This is a genomic window from Pseudomonas sp. ok272 (assembly GCF_900109995.1).
Lineage (GTDB): Bacteria > Pseudomonadota > Gammaproteobacteria > Pseudomonadales > Pseudomonadaceae > Aquipseudomonas.
This window is the reverse complement of record NZ_FOCB01000001.1, coordinates 92553-112085: the sequence shown is the minus strand read 5'-3', so window position 1 is coordinate 112085 and position 19533 is coordinate 92553. Positions and strand designations below refer to the sequence as shown.

The following is a 19533-nucleotide window of genomic DNA, read 5'->3' as shown; positions in this document are numbered from 1 at the left end:
GTTAACGAGATAATCCCTTGGTTGAATGCCCCGACCCTGTAACTTCGTGTCACAATTTGCCATCTGCCTTGAGAGCACCCCATGGACACTTTGCAAAACATGCGCGCCTTCAGTTGTGTCGCCGAAGCCGGCAGTTTCACCGCCGCCGCCGTGCAACTGGACACCACCACCGCTAACGTCTCGCGCGCGGTCTCCAACCTGGAAGCCCACCTGCAAACCCGCTTGCTCAACCGCACCACCCGGCGCATCGCCCTGACCGAAGCCGGCAAGCGCTATCTGCTGCGCTGCGAACAGATCCTGACCTATGTCGAGGAGGCCGAAGCCGAGGCCAGCGATGCGCACTCGCGGCCGGCCGGGCAGTTGAAGGTGCACACCATGACCGGCATCGGCCAGCACTTCGTGATCGATGCCATCGCCCGCTACCGCAGGAGCCACCCGGACGTCACCTTCGACCTGACCCTGGCCAACCGCGTGCCGGACCTGCTGGACGAGGGCTACGACGTGTCCATCGTGCTGGCCAGCGAGCTGCCGGATTCGGGCTTCGTTTCCCAGCGCCTGGGCATCACCTACAGCATCGTCTGCGCCTCGCCGGACTACGTAAAAACCCACGGTTGCGCACAGAAGCCCAGCGACCTGCTGAACCACGCGTGCCTGCGCCTGGTCAGTCCGGTGATCCCGTTGGAGAAATGGCAGTTCGACGGTCCCAACGGCCAGGAGATGGTGACCATCAACAGTTCGCCATTCCTGGTCAACTCGGCCGATGCGATGAAAACCGCGATCACCAGCGGCATGGGCGTCGGCGTGCTACCGGTCTACGCCGCCATCGAAGGCCTGCGCAACGGCAGCCTGGTGCGGGTGATGCCCAACTACCGCTCGCAGGAACTGAACCTGTACGCCATCTACCCGTCGCGCCAGTACCTGGATGCCAAGATCAAGACCTGGGTCGAATACCTGCGCGGTTCGTTGCCCGAGATTCTGTCGGCCCATCAGGCGGAGCTGACGGCGTATTGATCGAGCGCTCGCCCAAGCGCCATACAAATCCCTTGTGGGAGCGAGCCTGCTCGCTCCCACAAGGTTCGGTGTCAGCCGATAGACTCGCACCCGCCTCACACAAAATGTTAGCTTGCTTGGCATTCTCCCCCGCCTGACGAGCTTTCCCGCGATGAAAAAGACTGTACTTGCCTTCAGCCGTGTCTCGCCCGAGATGATCGAAACCCTGCAACAGGACTTCGACGTCATCGTGCCCAACCCGAAACAGGGCGACCTCAACGCGCAATTCAACGAAGCCCTGCCCCATGCCCATGGCCTGATCGGGGTCGGTCGCAAGCTTGGCCGGGCGCAGCTTGAGCACGCCAGCAAGCTGGAAGTGGTGTCCAGTGTCTCGGTGGGCTACGACAACTACGATGTCGACTACTTCAACGAACGCGGGATCATGCTCACCAACACCCCGGACGTGCTGACCGAAAGCACCGCCGACCTGGCCTTTGCCCTGCTGATGAGCAGTGCCCGGCGCGTCGCCGAACTGGATGCCTGGACCAAGGCCGGGAACTGGCAGGCCAGCGTCGGCGCGCCGCTGTTTGGCTGTGATGTGCATGGCAAGACACTGGGTATCGTCGGCATGGGCAACATCGGCGCGGCCATCGCCCGACGCGGTCGACTGGGCTTCAACATGCCGATCCTCTACAGCGGCAACAGCCGCAAGATCGAACTTGAGCAGCAACTGGGCGCGCAGTTCCGCAGCCTGGACCAACTGCTGGCCGAAGCCGACTTCGTGTGCCTGGTGGTGCCGCTGAGTGAAAAGACCCGGCACTTGATCAGCCATCGCGAATTGGCGCTGATGAAGCCTAGCGCGATCCTGGTGAACATCGCCCGCGGCCCGGTGGTGGATGAGCCGGCCTTGATCGAGGCGCTACAGAACCAGCGCATTCGCGGCGCGGGCCTGGACGTCTACGAAAAAGAACCGCTGAGCGCGTCGCCGCTGTTCCAACTCAAGAACGCCGTGACCCTGCCCCACATCGGCTCGGCCACCACCGAGACCCGCGACGCCATGGCCAACCGCGCCCTGGCCAACCTGCGCAGCGCCCTGCTGGGCGAGCGACCACAAGACCTGGTCAACCCACAGGTGTTCAAGGGTCAGGCCTGATCCCCGTCAGCGACCGACGACCTGAGGAGGCGCTAGCGCGTCAGCCAAAAAATGCCGCGCGGCACGGCAGGCGCCTCCACAACCAGTCTCGACAGTAACGATACAGTGCACTTTAAACACACACTAACTTCCCCACCACTGGCCCTGCACACAGCAACTTATAAATACCCTATTTAAATACCACCCCACGGGAAACAACTTGCAACCCAGTGCATAAAACGAATAAACCAACACCCTATAAACTCCGAGAACAGCAGGACACTCTTGTCCTGCGCAACTACTTACTTTCGGAGTATAGGCAACATGGTTAACATGACCACCACCTGCGTCATTAGACGCAGCAAAATCATCATCGCACTCATGGCCGGTATCTTTGGCATATTTATCGTCTTCAGTAACTTGACGGATTACACCGCCAACTACGAATTCATTGCTCACATCCTCAGCATGGACACCACCCGGGGCAATTCCACCAGGACTTACCGCGCGGTCACTTCGAGCATCATGCATCATCGTTTTTACTGGATGATCATTACATTGGAAACTATCTTCACGACCTGCTGCCTCGTCGGCGCCTATCAACTCTTTCAAAAGCGCAATGCATCGAGCAGAGAGTTCCACGAAGCCAAAAAGTATGCGATTGCCGGCCTGACAACTGGCACCGTCGTTTATTACCTTATCTTCCAGGTTATTTTGAATGAGTGGTTTGACATGGACATGTCCATCCTGCAATGGCATGCCTTGGAGTGGGCGCAGGGCATCGTGGACTTCCAGATGCCCGCGCTGATTTACTTGGCGCTGAAGAACGACCGTTAATTCAAACCAAGGTGGGCGCCAGCGGTTTAACTTTCGTCGCGGGTTTACGAAACACCAGCACATTACCCAGCATCACCAATACCAAGCCGGCCAATGCCGGGGCCGTCCATTGATAGCCTTCGACGAACGCCGACACGTTCAGCGCCACCACCGGAAACAGCACGGTGCAATACGCCGCGCGCTCCGGCCCCATGCGTCCGACCAGGGTCAGGTAGGCCGTGAAACCAATCACCGAGCCCGGGATCACCAGGTACAGCAGCGAGCCGATGTATCGGCTGTTCCATTCGATGTCGAACGCGATGCCCTTGACCAGGCAATACAGGGTCAGCATCCCCGCGCCATAGGCCATGCCCCAGGCGTTGGTGGTCAGCGGCTTGAGACCGGCTTTCTGTTGCAGGCTGGAGAGCATGTTCCCAGCCGAGAAACACAAGGTGCCCAACAACGCCAATCCCAGGCCCAGCAAGGTCTGCGGGGTCGCGGTATGCCCCACCAACTCCGGCCAGAACAACAGCCCAAGGCCACACAAGCCCAACGCCCCGCCCATCAGCACATTGCGGGCGATTTTCTGGCCCAGGAACACCCGTGCATTCAGGGCGTTCCATAGGGTTGCCGTGGAAAACACCACCGCCACCAGGCCGCTGGGAATCCATTGGCTGGCGCTCAGGAAGCACATGAAGTTGAGGCAAAACAGGCACAAGCCCTGGGCCACGCAGATCAGGTGCCCGCGCCGGTTCATCACCTGCAGTCTGCGACTGAGCAGCAATAGGACAAACAGCACCAGCGCCGCCAGGCCAAAGCGATAGACGATCGACACGGGAATGGCCACCACCCCCAGTTGCAGTTTCAAGGCGATCCAGGTGGTGCCCCAGATCAGCACGGTGAGTAGATACAGCGAGAGGTTCATGCCGGTGACTCCTGAAGATGGCCTTCAGTCTGCGGCGCTCGCCCCCTGCGCACTTGCATAAACTTGCGCTTTTGTCGGGCGATGGGCTGCCGTGGGCAGGACGCTGGAGTAGGATGCAAGGCGTTGGAGATCCGCTGATGCCGTCACTCGAAACCCTGCAAGTGTTCCAAGCTCTTAACCGCTCGCCCCATGCTCAGCTTGAGCACAGCGCCGAGCTCGGTGACGGCATGGCCGCAGCCCTGTGGAGCAACTATCACGACGCCCAGGACTATGAAGCGCCGGGGCATCACACCCTGTCCTGCTACCTGGCGGGCGGCACGGGCACCTTTCGCCGCGACCGTCCCGGCACCAAGGGCGGACCGGACAAACTCTGCGTACTGCCCGCCGATCACCAGTCAGCGTGGGTGATCAACGGTGACATCCGCCTGGCCCACTTGTACTTCAGCACCGAGCAGTTTGCCCTGGGCTGCGTGACCTTGCTGGACCGTGAACCCCGCACGCTGCACTTGCACGAAGCGACCTTTCTCGACGACCCGCTGCAAGCGCAACGCTTCCACCAGTTGATCCACTTGAATTGGCAAGAGCCCGGCGAACGCCTGCTGACCAGCAGCCTGGCCCATGAAATGCTCAGCCACACCCTGCTCAATCAGGTCGGCCTGCGCGAGGGCTTGCGCCTCAAGGGTGGGCTGGCAGCCCATCAACGGCGGCAGTTGGTGGCGTTCATCGACAGTCACCTGGGCGACCCCATCAGCCTCGGCCAACTGGCGGCGATGTGCACGTTGTCCGAGTACCACTTCGCCCGCATGTTTCGCCAAAGCTTCGGCCTGCCGCCCCATCAATACCTGCTGGCGCGCCGCCTGGAGCACGCCCGGCACCTGTTGCGCTCAACCGCGCAACCGCTGGGCGAGATCGCCCTGGCCTGCGGCTTCTCCAGCGCCAGCCACTTCACCAACCGCTTTCGCCAGGCCATGAAGGGCACGCCGGGGGAATATCGGCAGGCGTTTTTGCGCTAGCCCCAGAGGTGCACGCTGGGTGGAAGCGAGCCTGCTCGCGAAGGGACCATCCGCTTCAACGCAAAGAGAGTCAGGCGACCCGGCGTGTGCCGCGCGGTCCCTCGTTACCCGGCATCCGCCAGGACACCAACAGCCTGGAGCGCCATAGAAAGAAGTCTTATCGCCTGCAACGATCCCCAACGGCGCCTCCAGATGATGCGTGAACTCAAACAACCCCGTGGCGTTCCGGGCACCAAACAAAAAGGGCCTGCGATTGCAGGCCCTTTGTCGTTGGCGGTGGTTAAGGTCTATCAGGCTCGATTGAGTGCGGCCTGTTCGTTCTCGAGAAACTCTTCCTCGAGCAACGCATCGGCGTGAGCGCCAGATGGGAGCGGGGTCACGGTGGCGCGCTTGCCGCGCAGCTTGCCGAACAGATGCTCCAGCGCATGCTCAAGCTTGGTCGCCGCCCCTTCGATCGCCTGTTCCAGGGTATCGGCCTTATGCGTCACGGATACCGGTTGATGGCCTTTCGGCCGCGCCTCAAGCTGGCAGCGCATATCGTGGGGTCCGGGTTTATCTCCGTTCTCGTCGCGAAGGTGAACTTCGACCCGTGTCAGGTCTTCTTCGTAACGTTCGAGCGTGCTCTCAATGGTAGTACGTACCCACTCCTCCAGTCGGATGCTGCTTTGAATATGGTTATCGCTATTGACTTGGATTTGCATAGTTCATCCCTTATTTCAGCTAGCTCGCGAGAGGCCCGGTGTAGCGTTTGGAACCTGAATGTCCGTGACCTCTTAACTACAGAGTTGGGCAGTCCGAGAAACAATTCAACCCCTAAAAAAAGATAAATTTCCCCATGCAAATAAAGCCGGACAACGGGCAAAAGCACTGTTATGGTCGGGAGTTAGGTCGCCCCGAAATACCGCAACAATTCCTCACAATTACCCATCAAGCGCTGGGTGCCCGCCAGCCCTATGACTCGCCCTTCTCGACGTCCGAGTGCTCACTGGCCGGCCCATCGGTCTTGCGTTGCGGATGGGCAACCTTCACCGACGGGAACTGCGATGAGGCATAGCGCACCACCAGGATCGCAAACGCCAGCAGCAGAATCCCACCGCACAGGTAGATGATGCCCAGGTCCGGCGGGTTGTGGTGCGACACATTGGAGATCAACAGGCGTGTCAGCGCGGTGATCGCCACATAGATCAGGAAGCGCACCGGCATGTGGTTGGTCTTGAAGTAGATCCCGACCATCGCCCCCAGCTCCAGGTAGATGAACAGCAGCAAGATGTCATCAATCTTGATGCGACCCTGCTCGATCATCCCCAGGAACTCCATGACCGCCGCCCAGGCTGTCACCGCGCCAATCGCGAACAGCGCCAGGTAATGGAACGTCTCGACGAAGAGATTGCCCAGCGACTCGGCCAGCTCATGCACGTTCTGGCGAAGTTTCTCCGCCCAATTGATTTTCACGATGATGGTTCCTTAGCTCAGTTCGCGTGGATGATGCGGGTTCGACGTGACCGTTGTTCTGCATGCAGAAACAAAGCCAGCTACGGTGAGTGAGATGACGACGGACCGCAAGCGGACACGTTTGCCCACGGCCAGCAGCCGGCTCCCCTTGAGCTGACAAACCCCGAAACCGGTCTACATTAAAAAGCCACTACCCAAAGCGCAGGGATTCGCCTATCCTTTGCGCTGTATATAAATACAGTAGTCGCACGCAATAACTAACGTGAAGGCATATGAGGTGGTAAATGGCCGTCGAAGTGGTATACCGCAGCAGCCGAGATCTGGAGCGCTTGTTCATGGATAAAGCCGAAGCTGACCGTCATGACAAAATGCTCGAACTGGCCGAATTGCTGTCCGAGGTGTTGCAAAGAGCCGTTCCGTCACTGACCGAACAGCAAGTGGAAGAAGCCGGGATCTACATGGCGAAGAACCGCGATGTCTTCGCCAAGGCGTTCAAGAGCCAGCCCGATGCCCTCGCTGAATTGCTCAGTGCACCGGCTCCCGCCGCCGCGCCGATAGAGTCAGCCGAGCCTGTCGAGCCGGCCAAACCGAGCAAGGCCAAAGCCGCGAAGTAAGCAGCCCCTGAATTGAATAGGCCCTGAATCAGACGATCCAGGGCCTTTTTCATGCCTGCCATGCAACCCCGTGGCGCGTTAGAACGCGAAGCTGCTTGGCGGCATGGCCATCAGCGACTCGGCGCCCGTCAGAATCGCCTCTCGATGAGCGCTGGCCCGGGGCACCATCTTGTCGATGTAGAACCGTGCGCTCTGCAGCTTTGCCTGATAGAACTCAGCCTCTGTGGTCCCCGCTTGCAGGGCGGCTTCGGCCCGTATGGCGGCCTTGAGCCAGAAACCGGCAATCAGCACGTACGCCGAATACTGGAGGAAGTCCACCGCGCTGGCGCCGATCTCTTGCACGTTGCGCTGGCTCGCCGTCACCACATGCCGGGTCAGTTCGCGCCACTCCTGCAAGCGAGCCGCAAGCGTTGACACCAACGGGCTCAAGCCGCTGTCCGGCGAGCACGCCGCACACCACTGGCTCAACTCGTCTTGAAGGTCGGTGAGTTCCTTGCCGCCATCGGCGAGGAGTTTGCGGCGGATGAAATCCAGTGCCTGGATGCCATTGGTGCCCTCATAGAGCTGGGTGATGCGACTGTCGCGCATCAATTGCTCCATGCCCCACTCGCGGATGTAGCCGTGACCACCGTAAACCTGCACCCCCAGGCTCGTGACTTCCTGGCTCATGTCGGTAAAGAACGACTTCACCATCGGAATCAGCAAGGCCGCCCGCTTGCTCGCCTGCTGGCGTGCCTCCAACGCCGGATGCCCATGCTCCAGGTCCAACTGCTGGGCGGTGTAGGCCGCCAACATCCGGCAACCTTCGACCAGGGTTTTCTGGGTCAGCAACATCCGTCGGACATCGGGGTGGACGATGATCGGGTCTGCGGGTTTATCCGGGGCCGCAACGCCTTCCAGCGCGCGGGACTGCAAGCGTTCACGGGCATAACGCAAGGCCCCCTGGAACGAGCGCTCGGCCACGCCCAGGCCTTGCAAGCCGACCTGGAAGCGGGCGTCGTTCATCATGGTGAACATGCAGCCAAGTCCCTGATTCGGCGAGCCGACGATCCAGCCGGTGGCGCCATCGAAGTTCATCACGCAGGTCGATGCGCCCTTGATGCCCATCTTGTGCTCGATGGCACCACAGCTCAGGCTGTTTTTTGCCCCCAGGCTGCCGTCGGCATTGGCCATGAACTTGGGGACCAGCAACAGGCTGATGCCTTTGACCCCGGGCGGTGCATCCGGCAGGCGAGCCAGTACCAGGTGCACGATGTTCTCGGAAAGGTCCTGCTCGCCACCGCTGATAAAGATCTTGCTGCCGGTCACCGCATAGCTGCCGTCCGCCTGCGCCACGGCGCGGGTTCGCAGCAGTGACAGGTCCGTACCGGCCTGGGGTTCGGTCAGGCACATGGTTCCGGTCCAGGCGCCACTGACCATGTGCGCCAGGTAGCGGGCGTTCAACGCATCGTCACCGTGGGTGTAGAGCGCGAGCACCGCGCCCTCGGTCAACCCCGAATAGACCCGGAACGACAAACTGGCGGCCATGAGCATTTCATGGAAACTCGCCGCGACCATCTGCGGGAAACCCTGGCCGCCGTATGCGCTGGGCCCGGTCATGCTGGCCCAGCCGTTGTCGACGAATTGCCGGTAGGCATCCCGGAAACCGTCGGGCGTGGTCACCTGGCCATGTTCCAGGGTGGCGCCTTGCTCATCGCTATTGCGATTGAGCGGAGCGACCACTTCGCTCGCGTAACGTGCGCCCTCTTCCAGGACGCCATCGATCAACTGCCGATCCAGACCGTTCCCCAACAGCTCGCAATGAGCACTGACATCGAACAACTCATGCAGCACGAAACGCATGTCCCGCAAAGGCGCTTGAAAGCTCATACACGACCCTCCTCGTTCATCGGCAATAGGTTTTAGGCCGACACCTTGCCGATCAAACCCCGGACAACCACAAGCACGACGTGACAAAAAAAGCTCACTGGCGGTGTCGATGCGGATAAACCCGGTAGCCCCGCCCTCACCGATAGAGCAAACGCTCCGCCAACTCGTCCGCCACTCGGGCTGGCGAGCGTTTTTCCGCTTGGGCATGGGCGAAGACTTCGGTCAGGCGCGTGCTGATTTTCGACAGGTGGGCGGTGATGGCCGATAACGGCGCATCCCGATGCTTGAGGGCGACATAAATCAGTCCGCCGGAGTTGATCACATAGTCCGGCGCATAAAGAATGCCGCGGTTTTCCAGTTGATCGGCCACCTGCAGGTTCGTCAGTTGGTTGTGGGCCGAGCCCGCCACGGCAGCACAGCGCAGTTGCGCCACGCTGTGGCTGTTGAGCACTCCGCCCAGGCCACACGGCGCGAGGATGTCGCACGGGGTGCTGAGCAACGCATCGTTGGCAATCGGGTGCGCCCCGAACTGCTCCATGGCCAGTTGCACCTTGCCCACATCGATATCACTGACCAACAGCTCGGCACCGGCGGCATGCAGTTGTTCGGCGAGGGCATAACCGACGTTGCCCAAGCCCTGGATCGCCACCCGCAACCCCTCCAGGTTATCGCTGCCCAAGCGGGCCATGGCCGTGGCGCGGATGCCCGTGAACACGCCCATGGCCGAATGCGGCGACGGATCGCCCGAGGCGGTGGTGCTGGTGACATGCCGGGTGTGCTGGGCGATGCAGTCCATGTCGGCCACCGACGTGCCGCTGTCGATCGCGGTGATGTAGCGACCGTCGAGTTGCTCGATGCAACGTCCGAAGGCTTCAAACAACGCACCACGGTTCTCGACATGGGCCGCACGGATGATCACCGCCATGCCGCCGCCCAGCGGCAACCCGGCCAGGGCTGCCTTGTAGCTCATGCCTTGTGCCAGGCGCGCGGCGTCCGTTATGGCGCTTTCATCATTGGGGTAGGCAAGGTAACGACAGCCTCCAAGGGCAGGCCCGGGACGGCTGCAATGAATGGCAATCACCGCTTTCAACCCCGTCACCGGGTCAACGCTCAGGTGCAGCGATTCAAGGCGGGTGCTTTGCATGAGAGCGAACATCGTAGGGCTCCCGAATCACTTACGGTAGTCGCCAGTATAGGCTTGCGCCCAGAATTTGCTGGAGCACGCCGGAATAAGCCAGCGCGCTGGCAACGGCTTTGGGGCATAACCTGTAACACGTTGTGCAAGGCACTGGACGAATGCCGGCGACGGGGCTAAAACGGGGCATTCGCCGGAGATACTCATGAAACCGCGCCACGCTTTTTTCGCCTGCCTGCACCGCTCGCCACCAGCGCTCTTCGAAGCCGCGCTGTGGATGGCTGCCGAGCACGATCCCGAGGTGAAGCCCGAGGCGCTACTGGAACAGTTCAACGATTTGCAGCAGCGCGTCAGTGCCGGCTTGCCGATGCTGCCGGTCAGCGAACTGGGCCAACCGTTGTTGCGCCGGCTCAATGACATGGGCTATCAGCAGGACGAAGCCACCCCGCTACGGCCACAGGCAGCCTTGCTCAACAGGGTCCTGGAACGGCGTCGCGGGCAACCGCTGACCCTGGGGTTGATTGCCCTGGAGTTGGCGCGACGACTGGAGATTCCGCTGGTCGGGGTCAACTTCCCCGGACACTTCCTGTTGCGGGTGCCGGGGGCCGATCACCTGCTGGACCCCTGCGGTGGTCGGCGCTTGTATCCCAACGATTGTCGAGACTTGTTACAACGCCAGTACGGCCCGCACTTGCCGCTCAAGGCCGAACATGTCCTGACCAGCGACCCCTTCCAGATGCTCCAGCGCCTGTCACGCAACCTGCGCCAGTTGTACCTGGCCAACGACGACAGCATCAACGCGCTGATCGACGCCGAACGGGTCCTGGAAATGGGCAACGCCAGCACCGCCGACTACCTGGCTCGCGCCAGCCTGTATCAACGGCTGGACTGTCCCAACGCCGAACGCTTCGACCTGGAGCACGCGCTGCTGCTTTGCGACGATCCGATCCAGCGCATCCGCCTGACCGAACGGCTGGGGCATCTGCCGCCCAACTCCATCGTCCACTGAGGCTACATGTGGGCGCGAGCAGGCTCGCGAAGAGGCCCTGCCAGTCGGCATCGTGGCAGCCTGCACGACGCTATCGCGAGCAGGCTCGCTCCCACACCAGCCTGCGAGTTACTTCGGAGTATCGGGCTGATTGGCCGGATGGGCCTTGATGAAGGCCGGATGCTGCGTCGCCAGGGCGGCGACCCGGCGAATCCGTGGGTAGGCCTCAAGGGACAGATTAAAACGCTCAGCGGCGTACAGCTGTGGCATCAGGTACACGTCTGCCACTCCCGGCGCGGGTCCAAAGCAGTAGCCGTCATCGCCCACCCACTGCTCGACCGCCGCCAGTCCCTGACTGATCCAGTGACCGATCCACTGCAGCACTTGCGGTTCGTCGTGCCCGAGCTGGCGCAGGTGATTGAGCACGCTGACGTTGTGCAACGGATGCACATCGCACGCAATCAACGCCGCCACGGCGCGCTCATGGGCACGGGTGACGAGGTCCGACGACAGCAGCGGCACCTGTGGATAACGCTCCTCCAGGTACTCGATGATCGCCGGCGACTGGATCAGCAATGCCCCTTCATCCGTGCGCAAGGCCGGCACCCGGCCCTGTGGATTGAGGGCCAGGTAAGCCGCTTGCTTGTGCTCGCCTCCTTGCGGCGCGATCAGGTTGACCGGCAGCGCGGTGTAATCCAGTCCTTTGAGCGCCAGGGCAATGCGCACTCGATACGACGAGGTCGAACGGTAGTAGGTAAACAGTTCCATGGTCTGGTCTCCTAGCGTGCCGGCGTGACCGTGCCACGGCACTCGCCAAAGCCAATGGAGGCAAAACCGTCGCGGCTGCAACGGGCGCGCAGGATGATTTCATCGCCATCTTCGAGGAACTTGCGCACCTCGCCCGAGGCCAGCTCAATCGGCTTTTTACCACCTTCGGTGATTTCCAGCAGGCTGCCGAACTGGCCACTCTCAGGGCCGGACAGCGTGCCCGAACCGAACAGGTCGCCGGCCTGCAATTGGCAGCCGTTGACACTGTGGTGCGCAACCAACTGCGCCACGGTCCAGTACATGTGCCGGGTGTTGCTCAGCGTCAGGCGATGGGCCGGCAGGTTCTGCTCGCGCATGGCTTCGGTCAGCAGCAACACTTCCAGCTCGATGTCGAAAGCCCCCGACGCCTGGTCGCGCGCATCGAACAGGTACGGCAACGGTTGCGGATCGCCTTGCGGGCGGGCCGGTTGCGCACGTCGAAAGGGCTCCAGGGCTTCAGCAGTGACCACCCAGGGCGAGACACTAGTGATAAAGCTTTTCGACAGGAACGGGCCCAGTGGCTGGTATTCCCAGGCCTGGATATCACGGGCCGACCAGTCGTTGAGCAGGCAGAACCCGGCGATATGCTCGGCGGCATCGCCGATGGCAATCGAATCCCCCATCTCGTTGCCCTGGCCAATCCAGATCCCCAACTCCAATTCATAGTCCAGCCGTGCGCACGGACCAAAGGTGGGCTCGGTCTGCCCGGCTGGCAAGGTCTGCCCCTTGGGGCGACGTACATCGGCGCCGGAGGGGCGAATGGTCGACGCGCGACCGTGGTAGCCAATCGGCACGTACTTATAGTTCGGCAACAGCGGATTGTCCGGGCGGAACAGCTTGCCGACGTTTTGCGCGTGCTCGATGCCCACATAGAAATCGGTGTAGTCGTTGATCTTCGCCGGCAGGTGCATCTGGCAATCGGCAGCCAATGGCAGCAGCTTTGCGCCTTGGGCCTGGATCTTGCCGTGCAGGGAACTGCCCTCTGCCAGCAGCTCCAGCAGGCGTTCACGCAGGGCCACCCGGGCGCCGCGACCAAGGTCGAAGAACCCGTTCAACTGGCCACCGCGAGTGGCCTCGACCGCCGAGCGTGCTGCACCCTCGAACAGGCCGGCGTCCAGCGCGGCTTCCAGGTCAAAAATGTGCTCGCCGATGGCCACACCACTGCGGGGCGCCGAGCCCTGGGTGCTGAATACGCCCAGTGGCAGGTTCTGCAACGGGAAATCCGCGTGGCCGTTGGCGGAGGCAACCCAGCTAAGCGTGGGGGTGGTCTGAGTCATGGGTTATCTCCGATTCGGGTTGAACGTGACGGGCAGCGATGCCCAGCAAGTGTCGTAAGTGGCTTGCAACTGTGGGCAGTCAAGGGCAAAACGGCTAGGACGCAGCACCTGGCTGGTCTCGAACATGAACGCCATGGTGTTATCGATTTTGCTCGGGGCCAGTTGAGCCTCGATGGCCTTGGTGCAGGTCTCGCCGTCGGGGCCGTGGGCACTCATGCAACTGTGCAGCGACGCGCCACCCGGCACGAAGCCCTCGGCCTTGGCATCATAGGCGCCCTGGATCAACCCCATGAACTCGTTCATCAGGTTGCGGTGGAACCAAGGCGGACGGAAGGTGTTCTCGGCAACCATCCAGCGTGGCGGGAAGATCACAAAGTCGAGATTGGCCAAGCCATGGACACTGGTGGGCGAGGTCAGCACGGTGAAGATCGACGGGTCCGGGTGATCGAAGCTGACGGTGCCAAGGGTGTTGAAGCGCCGCAGGTCATATTTGTACGGCACGTTATTGCCGTGCCAGGCGACCACGTTCAGCGGCGAGTGATCCAACTCGCAGCCCCACAATTCACCGAGGAACTTCTGCACCAGGGTCGTGGGTTGGCGCAGGTCTTCGTAGTACGCGACCGGGGTCAGGAAATCCCGAGGGTTGGCCAGGCCATTGCTGCCAATCGGTCCCAGGTCCGGCAGGCGCAAGGGTGCGCCATGGTTCTCGGCCAGGTAGCCGCGAGCCTGCGGGTCCAGCAACTCGATGCGGAACTTGAGGCCGCGTGGCAGCACCGCGATTTCCAGCGGTTCGACGTCCAGCACCCCCAGCTCAGTGACGATGCGCAGGCGCCCCAACTGCGGCACCAGCAACCACTCGCCATCGGCATTAAAAAACACGCGCGCCATCGAGCAATTGGCGCCGTAGTGATAGACGCTGATCCCCGCCGGCTTATTCGCCCCCGAGTTGGCCGCCATGCTCACCAGGCCGTCGATGAAATCGGTGGGTTCGGTGGGGATGTCCAGGGGGTTCCAGCGCAGGCGATTGGGCGTGACGTCGCCCAGCGGACCGCCTGCCAACTGCCGCTCAAGCTTGACGAATGCCGGGTGCTTGGCCGAAGGCTGGATGCGGTACATCCAGGTACGGCGCGATTCGCTGCGGGCCATGGTGAACGCCGTGCCGGAGAACAGCTCGGCGTAGAGACCATAGGGCGCTTTTTGTGGAGAGTTCTGGCCGACCGGCAGCGCACCGGGCAACGCTTCGCTGCTGAATTCGTTGCCAAAGCCCGACTGGTAAGCCAGCGCCGGCGCGGTTGAATCGAGGTTCATGGAGCCTCCTGAACGCAGAGTAGGCCGTGGCCAAGGCTCCTGTTCGGAGTGTCGGCACGCCAGGTTATTTTTATCGTAATTCAATTACGCATAACGTAATTTGATTGGTATTGACCGTCAAGCTATAAAGACGCCCACTCATCCCCAGACCTGACTGAACCATGGAAAAGCCGCGCACCACCGCCGACAGCAACGGCAAACAGAAAGTCCGCTCGGCCGAAGTCGGTACCGACATCCTCAAGGCCCTGGCCCAGTTGTCGCCCTCAACCTCCTTGTCGCGCCTGGCCGAACACGTGCAGATGCCGGCGAGCAAGGTTCATCGCTACCTGCAGGCGCTGATCGCCAGCGGTTTTGCCGAACAGAACAGCGCCACCAACCACTACGGCCTGGGCCGTGAAGCCTTGCGTGTTGGCCTGGCCGCCTTGAACAGTATGGATGTGGTGAAAGTGGCTGCACTGCCACTGTCAGAGTTACGCGACGAGTTGAATGAAACCTGCTTTCTCGCGGTGTGGGGCAATCAAGGTGCGACCGTGGTGCATATCGAGCCGGCGGTGCGGGCGGTCACCGTCGTGACCCAATTGGGCTCGGTGTTGCCGCTGCTCAGTTCATCCACAGGTCTGGTGTTTGGCGCCTTCCTGCCCCAGCGTGAAACAGCCGAACTGCGCCATCAGGAAGTGTTGGCGACCGAGGCCCACCCACTGGCCGATGAACCGGCCTATGCCAGCTTGTGCGAACAGATTCGCCAGCGTGGCCTGCATCATGTGCATGGGCTGCTGATGCCTGGCGTCGATGCGCTATCGGCGCCGGTGTTCAACGCCCTTGGCCAGGTGGTCGCCGTGCTCACCATCGTCGGCCCCGCCTCATTGTTCCACGCCGACGAAAACGGCCCGGCCGCCCGGCGTCTGCTGGCCGCCACCCGGGCCGTGAGTTGGCGCATGGGCTACGAACCGGATGCCAGCCCCGAGTAGTTCAGGCGCCTGCCCGTATTGAACAACTGCAAAAGGGTCCGGTGATGCACGCTGAGTGCATCCCGGGCCCTGTGTTAGCCGCAATCCATCCGTGTCTACTGATGATCAAAGACCGTTATAGGACTCAACGATTTCACGGCCAATCCCATTTAACTGATCCAAATTGAGTTGGCTTTCATCCACGCGATAGGCTGGATCGAATGTCCATTGATGGGTAAAGATCCCGACATGTTCAGCGTCATATTGCGGCGGTTCATTCTCTTGGACCCGTTCCATGATTGCCCAGGCGACCGTTTGCGAGTAGCCAATGACTTCCTCGCCGGTATGCTGAACTTTTACCATTGCCGTCAGGTACATCTGCTCGGCCTTAAGTCCAAAGCCCGCAGCATCGAAATACCTATTGAGTTTCTCAGTGACATCATTCAGCAAATCAACATTCGACATAGTTTGAATCCTTTCAATTGAAGTTACCCCAAGAGCGAACTCTTCTCACTCTCAACGGGACGGCCCGTCATTTATATCCAGCCCAACCTTTAAAGTACACCCAGCAATATGTGTTAATTCGTAAACATTCTTATACCCCCCACACACAACAACTTCTCCAGCCCCCAACTAACTAATTAGGTTAACGCTGCATAGTTTCAATTATCCAGGTCTACGAACCCGACCACCCCGCGACGGGGATGACCCGTGCTAGGGCGACTGTTGCCAAAGATGCAACACTGCATGTCAATAATCGCTATTTCTCCTTGACCGACAAAGCCTTATGCTTGCCTGGCTTTCACGGCAAACCGCCTGAATACCTTGAGGCCGCCAGGGGTGAGTCGAACACTGGCACAGCCAAACTATCCCGCTGAATTGAACCCAACACTTCAGTTCAGCACCCCGCTGTTCACTGACGTTGATTTGTAGCTCCTTAATCTAACGTCTTACTTTTGCCGCTGCTTTTGCAGCGGCTTTTTTTTGCCAAAAAACTACCCGCGACAACCTCTAAGATCCGCTTACAAAACAGCAAAACGCCACTAGCTGTGACTGAATACACGCGCTGCTACCCTGCGGCTGACGCCAACACGCGTTTAACTATTCAGGATGATCAAATGATGTTTCCTATCAATAACAACTTTCGCAGCATGGGTTATAACTCCCGAGTGCGCTTTCTGATTCTTCACTACACGGCCGGCAACTTTTCAAGTTCGTTAACTGCCCTGACCGGTGCCAATGTCAGTGCCCACTACTTGGTCCCGGATATCTCCGATACCACCTATGTCAACGCCGGCTTCACCGATCAGCAGATTTTTAGCCTGGTCGATGAAAACCACCGAGCCTGGCATGCGGGGGTCAGTCAATGGGGCGAGCGTAGCAATCTCAATGACACCTCAATCGGTATCGAGATCGTGAACTTGGCCAGCGACAATCAGGGACAATTCACCTTCCCGCCTTACCACCCCCAGCAGATAGCCGCCATCGAACAACTGGCGTTGGACATACTCAAGCGCTACCCCGACATCAGCCCGCGAAACGTCGTTGGCCACTCCGATATCTCTGTCGGTCGCAAGAGCGACCCGGGGCCGGCGTTTCCATGGCATGCCCTGTACGTGAAAGGTATCGGTGCCTGGTACGACGCAGCCACTCAATGCGCTTGCCTACAGGAGTACCAAAAGAACGGACTGCCCACGCGCACTCAGTCACTCGCCCTCTTCAAGGCCTATGGCTACGACATTGCGTCGGCCACGACCGAGCTTGGGTTCCAGCAACTGGTGCGGGCATTCCAGTTGCATTTCCGTCCGGAAAAATATGATGGCGTCCTGGACCTGGAAACCGCAGCGAACCTGGTGGCGCTGGTCAAGAAGTACTCGGTTTAGTGTCCCTGGGAACGCGCCACTCCACGCAGCGCGCGGCGCGTTCGATGGCATCAAGAGGCGCTACAACACGTACCGCTGCAGATTTCCCATCATTTCCTTCAGCGCCTCAATGTTGTCCTTCGGATGCGTCGCCCCCTCGAAATCGCAGATCTGCTGCCAATGGGCGGCGACGTCTTCCGGTGAGAAACCCGCACGCGGATCAAAGCCGGCCCCCAGGCTACGCTCCCAGCGCACTTTGCCGATCCAGCCACCACCGACTTCGAACAACCCGGAGGTTTCCTGGCAGTGTTCGCTGGCCAGGTACACCACCAACGGGCTGACCAACTCGGGTTTCAGTTGTTCGAACACCTGCGGCGGGATCAGGCCTTCGGTCATGCGTGTACCGCCGGTGGGGGCGATGGCGTTGACCAGGACGTTGTGCTTGCGGCCTTCGATAGCCAAGGTGCGGGTCAGGCCATACAGGCCCAACTTGGCCATGCCGTAGTTGGACTGGCCAAAGTTGCCGTAGATGCCGGAGGTCGAGGCAGTGAAGATCACGCGACCGTAGTTTTGCTCGCGCAGGTGGGGCCAGGCGGCGCGAGTGACTTTGTAAGCACCTTCGACATGGACGCGGTAAACCAGGTCCCAATCGCTGTCGTCCATCTTGTGGAAGGTCTTATCGCGCAGAATCCCGGCGTTGTTGACCACGACATCGAGCCGGCCGAAAGCATCGAGGGCATGCTGGACGATTTTTTCACCCTCGGTCACTGAGTCATGATTGGCAACCGCGGTGCCGCCTGCCTCACGGATCTCGGCAACCACCCGGTCAGCCGCCGAAGCGTTGGCGCCTTCGCCTTGCGCCGAGCCACCCAGGTCGTTGACCACCACCCTGGCCCCGTGCCGGGCAAACAACAACGCATGCGCCCGCCCCAAGCCACCGCCCGCCCCCGTGACGATCACGACTTTATCTTCGAAACGCACAGACTCGTTCATTCGCAACCTCCAGGTATCAGAGGCGCTGAGTGTCAGGCACAAGGCATGAGCTCACAATCAACTGGGCTGGGGCTGAATGGTGCGCGATAAGGCTGGGGGATGATCGAAGGGGCAACCCTTGCAGCCACCTGCAAGGGTCGGTGCCTCAGGAGCAGGCAAACTTCAGCGCAGGAGCGTCCAGGTGATTACGAAACGCCAGGTAGTGCTTGAGCACCTGAACCGGCGCCTCGATCTGAGGGTAATGCCCAATGCCATGCAGCAAGACCGTGTCCGCATTGGGGATCAACTGCCGGTAACGCTCAACCATGTGGGCGCCGGAGACTGGATCGACTTCACCGTCGATGACTCGCAGCGCCACCGTGCCTGATTGCATGGCGTTGACCCAGCGCTCACGCTGAACGCGGCGCTGCGGCACATAGTTGATCAACTTGTGCAGCACCCGCGTGCCGTGATTACTGTCAATCAAGCTCCAGAAGTCATCCAGTTGGCTTTCACTGGGGCCGGTCTGCGGGCCGAAGATTTGCTGGAAGCTCTTGACCAGGCCATCACGGGAAAACGCTCGCCCGATCATCCAGCCCAACGGGCTGAGCAACAGTTTTTGCATCAGCACCGGACGATGGGTTTCGGGGAACAGGCCACCGTTGAGGAACACGCAACTGGCCACTTCGATACGCGCTTCTACATGCCGGGCAAGCAGTTCCTGCGCCACGCTGTCGCCATAGTCATGGGCCAGCAGGTGCACGGGTTGACGAACCCCCAGATGCTCCAGCAATGCCTGCTGCAGGTCAGCTTGTTCCAGCAGGCAGTAGGTGTGGTTGGCCGGTTTGGCGGAGTCGCCGAAACCGAGCATGTCGCAGGCGATTACCCGATATCGCTGGGTCAAAGGCTGCCACAAGTAGTGCCAATCCCAACTGGCGGTAGGAAACCCGTGGATCAGCAGCAACGGTTCTCCCTGCCCGGCCACCCAATAACGGATGGTCTGGCCTCGAAACACAAAGCTCTGGCCACGCTTGCGCCAGACACATAGAGGAATCTCGGCGAGTCGCATTAGAGTCTATAACCTGGGTCGAGTTGATCGAGTCTGCGCAGCAACGCCGGCCTGGCCAACGCGCCTCCCATTCCTTGAGCCCGTTGGCTCACCCCGGCAATCATCGCTTTGGCGCCGGCCAGGATCTGCGCTTCGATGCCAATCAATTCGGCAGCACTGAACTGATTGCTTGAATTCGACGTGCACTGGACGGGGGCTACGCTCACGGCAACGACCTCGGGTTTTTATTATTGTGTAGACGTGAACGCAGTCTAGTCAGGCGCAAGCAATAGGGTAGTTGCATTGGCAGCCAGCTTACTGACCTAGCGAGTCAGTCGGTTTCAGGCCGTTGGAAGGCAGGGGGGAAACCAGTGAATT

Annotated in this window: 18 protein-coding genes and 2 pseudogenes; 8 read left to right on the top strand and 12 right to left on the bottom strand. The window is 60.5% G+C overall.

What is annotated here, in order from left to right:
• The first annotated feature begins 81 nt into the window (after positions 1–81).
• From BMW74_RS00535 to BMW74_RS00525, 3 genes are all read left to right on the top strand, one after another.
• On the top strand, positions 82–1011 hold the full coding sequence (locus BMW74_RS00535) for a LysR family transcriptional regulator (protein WP_093412047.1): 930 nt from the start codon (positions 82–84) through the stop codon (positions 1009–1011).
• Positions 1012–1162: 151 nt separating this feature from the next.
• Positions 1163–2143 carry a 2-hydroxyacid dehydrogenase gene (locus BMW74_RS00530; RefSeq protein WP_093412044.1) on the top strand — a complete coding sequence of 327 codons (981 nt, stop codon included), beginning with the start codon at positions 1163–1165 and terminating at the stop codon, positions 2141–2143.
• A gap of 303 nt (positions 2144–2446) precedes the next feature.
• Complete coding sequence (locus BMW74_RS00525; RefSeq protein ID WP_093412042.1) at positions 2447–2959, top strand: DUF2165 domain-containing protein; 513 nt, start codon at positions 2447–2449, stop codon at positions 2957–2959.
• 1 nt (position 2960) lies between these two features.
• Here the strand turns inward: BMW74_RS00525 and BMW74_RS00520 are convergent, their stop codons facing one another.
• Positions 2961–3863 carry a DMT family transporter gene (locus BMW74_RS00520; RefSeq protein WP_093412041.1) on the bottom strand — a complete coding sequence of 301 codons (903 nt, stop codon included), beginning with the start codon at positions 3861–3863 and terminating at the stop codon, positions 2961–2963.
• Positions 3864–4000: 137 nt separating this feature from the next.
• Here BMW74_RS00520 and BMW74_RS00515 point away from each other — a divergent pair, with 137 nt between their 5' ends.
• The gene (locus BMW74_RS00515; RefSeq protein ID WP_093413403.1) at positions 4001–4876 is read left to right on the top strand and encodes a helix-turn-helix domain-containing protein; all 876 of its coding nucleotides are present in this window, start codon (positions 4001–4003) and stop codon (positions 4874–4876) included.
• A 290-nt stretch (positions 4877–5166) separates the two neighbouring features.
• On the opposite strand, the gene BMW74_RS00510 is transcribed toward BMW74_RS00515, so the two are convergent.
• Complete coding sequence (locus BMW74_RS00510) at positions 5167–5577, bottom strand: HPF/RaiA family ribosome-associated protein (protein WP_093412038.1); 411 nt, start codon at positions 5575–5577, stop codon at positions 5167–5169.
• Positions 5578–5827: 250 nt separating this feature from the next.
• Positions 5828–6328: a phosphate-starvation-inducible protein PsiE gene (locus BMW74_RS00505; RefSeq protein WP_093412035.1), complete on the bottom strand. Its 501-nt coding sequence runs from the start codon at positions 6326–6328 to the stop codon at positions 5828–5830.
• 284 nt (positions 6329–6612) lie between these two features.
• On the opposite strand from BMW74_RS00505, the pseudogene BMW74_RS00500 reads away from it, so the two are divergent.
• A pseudogene (locus BMW74_RS00500) lies at positions 6613–6867 on the top strand (YebG family protein); the annotation flags it as partial.
• A gap of 153 nt (positions 6868–7020) precedes the next feature.
• Here BMW74_RS00500 and BMW74_RS00495 read toward each other — a convergent pair.
• Together BMW74_RS00495 and BMW74_RS00490 are read right to left on the bottom strand one after the other, a co-directional pair.
• Complete coding sequence (locus BMW74_RS00495; protein WP_093412029.1) at positions 7021–8811, bottom strand: acyl-CoA dehydrogenase C-terminal domain-containing protein; 1791 nt, start codon at positions 8809–8811, stop codon at positions 7021–7023.
• Positions 8812–8947: 136 nt separating this feature from the next.
• Positions 8948–9967, bottom strand: coding sequence for a Glu/Leu/Phe/Val dehydrogenase family protein (locus BMW74_RS00490; protein ID WP_093412026.1), 1020 nt, complete (start codon positions 9965–9967; stop codon positions 8948–8950).
• A 184-nt stretch (positions 9968–10151) separates the two neighbouring features.
• Between BMW74_RS00490 and BMW74_RS00485 the strand changes: the two genes are divergently transcribed.
• Positions 10152–10955 (top strand): SirB1 family protein, encoded by an 804-nt coding sequence (locus tag BMW74_RS00485; protein WP_093412024.1) that lies wholly within the window; start codon positions 10152–10154, stop codon positions 10953–10955.
• Positions 10956–11063: 108 nt separating this feature from the next.
• Here the strand turns inward: BMW74_RS00485 and maiA are convergent, their stop codons facing one another.
• The 3 genes from maiA to hmgA are packed head-to-tail and all read right to left on the bottom strand — an operon-like array spanning position 11064 to position 14326.
• The gene (gene maiA / locus BMW74_RS00480) at positions 11064–11702 is read right to left on the bottom strand and encodes a maleylacetoacetate isomerase (protein WP_093412022.1); all 639 of its coding nucleotides are present in this window, start codon (positions 11700–11702) and stop codon (positions 11064–11066) included.
• An 11-nt stretch (positions 11703–11713) separates the two neighbouring features.
• Positions 11714–13018: a fumarylacetoacetase gene (fahA, locus tag BMW74_RS00475; protein WP_093412018.1), complete on the bottom strand. Its 1305-nt coding sequence runs from the start codon at positions 13016–13018 to the stop codon at positions 11714–11716.
• Between the two features lie 3 nt (positions 13019–13021).
• On the bottom strand, positions 13022–14326 hold the full coding sequence (gene hmgA / locus BMW74_RS00470) for a homogentisate 1,2-dioxygenase (protein WP_093412014.1): 1305 nt from the start codon (positions 14324–14326) through the stop codon (positions 13022–13024).
• Positions 14327–14487: 161 nt separating this feature from the next.
• Here hmgA and BMW74_RS00465 point away from each other — a divergent pair, with 161 nt between their 5' ends.
• On the top strand, positions 14488–15294 hold the full coding sequence (locus BMW74_RS00465) for an IclR family transcriptional regulator (protein WP_093412011.1): 807 nt from the start codon (positions 14488–14490) through the stop codon (positions 15292–15294).
• A gap of 105 nt (positions 15295–15399) precedes the next feature.
• On the opposite strand, the gene BMW74_RS00460 is transcribed toward BMW74_RS00465, so the two are convergent.
• Positions 15400–15738, bottom strand: coding sequence for a hypothetical protein (locus BMW74_RS00460; protein WP_093412008.1), 339 nt, complete (start codon positions 15736–15738; stop codon positions 15400–15402).
• A gap of 656 nt (positions 15739–16394) precedes the next feature.
• Between BMW74_RS00460 and BMW74_RS00455 the strand changes: the two genes are divergently transcribed.
• Positions 16395–17156 (top strand): N-acetylmuramoyl-L-alanine amidase, encoded by a 762-nt coding sequence (locus BMW74_RS00455; RefSeq protein ID WP_093413400.1) that lies wholly within the window; start codon positions 16395–16397, stop codon positions 17154–17156.
• A 60-nt stretch (positions 17157–17216) separates the two neighbouring features.
• On the opposite strand, the gene BMW74_RS00450 is transcribed toward BMW74_RS00455, so the two are convergent.
• The 3 genes and pseudogenes from BMW74_RS00450 to BMW74_RS00440 form a co-directional block, all read right to left on the bottom strand.
• A complete protein-coding gene (locus BMW74_RS00450; protein ID WP_093412005.1) occupies positions 17217–18128 on the bottom strand; it encodes an SDR family oxidoreductase in 912 nt (303 codons plus the stop codon).
• A 145-nt stretch (positions 18129–18273) separates the two neighbouring features.
• Positions 18274–19176: an alpha/beta fold hydrolase gene (locus tag BMW74_RS00445; protein WP_093412002.1), complete on the bottom strand. Its 903-nt coding sequence runs from the start codon at positions 19174–19176 to the stop codon at positions 18274–18276.
• Positions 19176–19334: pseudogene (locus BMW74_RS00440) on the bottom strand (class II aldolase); the annotation flags it as partial. The pseudogene BMW74_RS00440 and the gene BMW74_RS00445, both read right to left, overlap by 1 nt.
• Between the last annotated feature and the right edge of the window lie 199 nt (positions 19335–19533).

What these genes read in the sequence shown, in the direction of transcription:
- BMW74_RS00535 (WP_093412047.1), top strand. Translation starts at nt 82, where the DNA reads ATGGACACTTTGCAAAACATGCGCGCCTTCAGTTGTGTCGCCGAAGCC.
- BMW74_RS00530 (WP_093412044.1), top strand. Translation starts at nt 1,163, where the DNA reads ATGAAAAAGACTGTACTTGCCTTCAGCCGTGTCTCGCCCGAGATGATC.
- BMW74_RS00525 (WP_093412042.1), top strand. Translation starts at nt 2,447, where the DNA reads ATGGTTAACATGACCACCACCTGCGTCATTAGACGCAGCAAAATCATC.
- BMW74_RS00520 (WP_093412041.1), bottom strand. Translation starts at nt 3,863, where the DNA reads ATGAACCTCTCGCTGTATCTACTCACCGTGCTGATCTGGGGCACCACC.
- BMW74_RS00515 (WP_093413403.1), top strand. Translation starts at nt 4,001, where the DNA reads ATGCCGTCACTCGAAACCCTGCAAGTGTTCCAAGCTCTTAACCGCTCG.
- BMW74_RS00510 (WP_093412038.1), bottom strand. Translation starts at nt 5,577, where the DNA reads ATGCAAATCCAAGTCAATAGCGATAACCATATTCAAAGCAGCATCCGA.
- BMW74_RS00495 (WP_093412029.1), bottom strand. Translation starts at nt 8,811, where the DNA reads ATGAGCTTTCAAGCGCCTTTGCGGGACATGCGTTTCGTGCTGCATGAG.
- BMW74_RS00490 (WP_093412026.1), bottom strand. Translation starts at nt 9,967, where the DNA reads ATGTTCGCTCTCATGCAAAGCACCCGCCTTGAATCGCTGCACCTGAGC.
- BMW74_RS00485 (WP_093412024.1), top strand. Translation starts at nt 10,152, where the DNA reads ATGAAACCGCGCCACGCTTTTTTCGCCTGCCTGCACCGCTCGCCACCA.
- maiA (WP_093412022.1), bottom strand. Translation starts at nt 11,702, where the DNA reads ATGGAACTGTTTACCTACTACCGTTCGACCTCGTCGTATCGAGTGCGC.
- fahA (WP_093412018.1), bottom strand. Translation starts at nt 13,018, where the DNA reads ATGACTCAGACCACCCCCACGCTTAGCTGGGTTGCCTCCGCCAACGGC.
- hmgA (WP_093412014.1), bottom strand. Translation starts at nt 14,326, where the DNA reads ATGAACCTCGATTCAACCGCGCCGGCGCTGGCTTACCAGTCGGGCTTT.
- BMW74_RS00465 (WP_093412011.1), top strand. Translation starts at nt 14,488, where the DNA reads ATGGAAAAGCCGCGCACCACCGCCGACAGCAACGGCAAACAGAAAGTC.
- BMW74_RS00460 (WP_093412008.1), bottom strand. Translation starts at nt 15,738, where the DNA reads ATGTCGAATGTTGATTTGCTGAATGATGTCACTGAGAAACTCAATAGG.
- BMW74_RS00455 (WP_093413400.1), top strand. Translation starts at nt 16,395, where the DNA reads ATGTTTCCTATCAATAACAACTTTCGCAGCATGGGTTATAACTCCCGA.
- BMW74_RS00450 (WP_093412005.1), bottom strand. Translation starts at nt 18,128, where the DNA reads ATGAACGAGTCTGTGCGTTTCGAAGATAAAGTCGTGATCGTCACGGGG.
- BMW74_RS00445 (WP_093412002.1), bottom strand. Translation starts at nt 19,176, where the DNA reads ATGCGACTCGCCGAGATTCCTCTATGTGTCTGGCGCAAGCGTGGCCAG.